The 2,038-nt window shown below is 42.1% G+C and carries 1 protein-coding gene; it reads right to left on the bottom strand.

The annotated features are described in order from the left end of the window. Positions 1-25: 25 nt before the first annotated feature. Complete coding sequence (locus NG796_RS26275) at positions 26-1,792, bottom strand: IS1634 family transposase (protein ID WP_261210456.1); 1,767 nt, start codon at positions 1,790-1,792, stop codon at positions 26-28. Positions 1,793-2,038 lie beyond the last annotated feature (246 nt).

Here is a 2,038-nt window from a genome sequence, read left to right as displayed (position 1 = left end):
ACTTACGGTTCGCTCATTTTTGACCCTACTCCCTGAGATGGGAAACCATAACAGAAGGCTCACTGGAAGTGGAAGGGGGTGGCCCCTCATCGTTGGCTAAGTTCGTATAAATCTTTAGGGGAATATTTAGACGAATTAAAATTTGTTGGTGAACGGGAGAAAATTTGGTAAGATAGCGATTGCCTCCAAGAGCTATTGGAACCGAAACCAAAGTAATTTCTTTAAAGGCTGCCAACAAGAGTTCGGCACTAGGTCTGGCCGTTTTCCGTTTGGGGTTTCCCGGGTAAATTCCTGAAATTTTTTCATCATATGAACTCAAACTTCGGCGCATTTCAAATTCTAAAAGTGTTAAGAGGCGTAATCCAATGGACAACAATCGGATGAGCCCGATAATATGGTCTTCTCTTTGTAAATACATCGGAGTCAAAGATAAAGGGAATCCTTTCATTCTGCTGAACCCTTTCTCAACTAAATATTCATCCCGATAAATTAGGACGCCATCAGTCACCGACAACTGCTCCGATGGTGAATTAGTAGCATAAACTCTCCAAGAACAACTGTTGAGTTTTTGGGTTAAAGCCTCGGACAATACCTGGACATTTAAAGTGAATAACTCTTCTTTAATGATTTGAGCCGGTTGACCTTTGTACGCCCTCCGCTGAGAGATTTTCCTCTCGGTCGCATACTCAACGTTCAACAATCCCTCTACCTGATATTTTTCGATTATTCTTTCAACTTCGTTCTGGTAAGAACTTAAACCAATCAACCGTTTTTTACCTTTCCTGGGTTGATTTAATTGCGCCAGTTCTAGTTGAGCTTTTTGGACTCGCTCTTTTAACGATTTTTGGGCAGCCTCAGCCATCTTGATTGACCTGACTACTAGATGTCGTTCTTTCCAGTTGATTTTGTTTCCTTCAAACTCCGCCATCTGCTCGACTTCTATTTCAAAGGCTTCCGCTATTTTAGTCGGCTCACCCGAATCTAAATCTCTATAAACCTCGGTTAATTCTTGAGCGGTCTGTTCTCGCTCCATTAAATAACTGGTGAGAACGGATTCAGGAATTTGAGTGGCACTTAAGGGAACTAGATAATAATCCCCCTGTTCATGAATAAACCGGCGTGTTTGTATTGCCCCCATCTTACTGTCGCCCACATATAATAGTCCAGTTTTTTTTAGGGTTTCTCTGACTCGGGTAATGGCCGGACAATATAAAGGGTCGTCGGCTTTATTTCCTGCTACTATGTCCGTGGCTACTGGCATTCCCAAGGGGTCTAGGGTGGCCAGCATCACTTTAATTTGAGCTAAATCGGGTCGATGATCTTTACTGTACCCGTATTGAAATAATCCTTGTTCATTCACGCCACAGTATGTTGATGCAGTGGTAGGATCTAGGCGAACCCTCTCGGCTTTTAAGTCATATACTTGTATGAGGTTACCCCCCAGTTCTTGCTCAAACTTTTCCCAATGCCAGGAGTCACTTAGGTATCGCAATACGGCTTGTAATCGGTCATCACTGAAATCTAAGGCTCTGATATCAGTCCCGATAGAAATACTTAACGTCTCTAACCGATTTTCTGCCCAAGACTGAACATGGCTTAATCGATGGTCAGCCTGTGATAAAATGTAACTCAACCATACTACAGCTACCCATCCCAGACTTATTCCTTGCCAGTTCCCATGAGTAATGAAGTGTTTGTCTAGGAGCTTTTGGATTCCCATCCGCTCCAACATTGCTAGTAATAGAGGTATGTCATCTACTCTTTCGGCGTTGAGTTCTTCGTTGTTGTTCATCCGAAGGTACTACTTATACTACAAAGGGGTGAGCTACAATACTTAGGCCCCTGATGAGTCCTGATGTTAAGATAATCCGTAAGTTTACACTATAAAGTGGGTTAACTCCATCTTTCATTTTTAATACAAGTCTTTCTCCCTTTAACTCCGGTGCCATTTTGAATGAACGCTCTGTTGTTTTCTAGTCATAAGGAGAGGATTGAATTGCCATCTTTTTTACTTTTTTTAAAATGAGCGAACCGTAAG

The organism is Laspinema sp. D2d (genome assembly GCF_025370755.1).
In the GTDB taxonomy this organism is placed as follows: domain Bacteria; phylum Cyanobacteriota; class Cyanobacteriia; order Cyanobacteriales; family Laspinemataceae; genus Laspinema.
The sequence above is the reverse complement of the archived record's forward strand: the minus strand, read 5'-3'. Positions and strand labels throughout refer to the sequence as shown.

Coding starts and splice junctions, on each gene's coding strand:
- NG796_RS26275 (WP_261210456.1), bottom strand. CDS start 1,792: ATGAACAACAACGAAGAACTCAACGCCGAAAGAGTAGATGACATACCT.